Here is a 221-nt window from a genome sequence, read left to right on the forward strand (position 1 = left end):
GCTTACAGCGTTCCGCCACCGCGTCGGACGGGCGGTCGTGTCCTTTATCTCGATCTGGACGGTTGCCTGCATCCCGACGCCGTATACGAGAAGCCTGGCTCGGGGCCGTTCATTTTTGGTTATCCGGATCACAGGCTTTTCGAGCATGCACGGCTGCTTGAGGACGCGTTGGCCCCGTACCCGTGTGTGCGTATCGTGCTCAGCACCTCATGGGTGCGGCG

1 protein-coding gene is annotated in these 221 nt (G+C 62.0%); it reads left to right on the plus strand.

Features of this window, described 5'->3' with window-relative positions:
- On the plus strand, positions 1 to 221 hold a 221-nt coding region (locus SB822_RS61755), incomplete at both ends, for an HAD domain-containing protein (RefSeq protein ID WP_410859760.1).

Origin of the sequence: Paraburkholderia sp. SIMBA_054 (assembly GCF_046534875.1) — a bacterium.
Taxonomy (GTDB): Bacteria; Pseudomonadota; Gammaproteobacteria; order Burkholderiales; family Burkholderiaceae; genus Paraburkholderia; species Paraburkholderia hospita.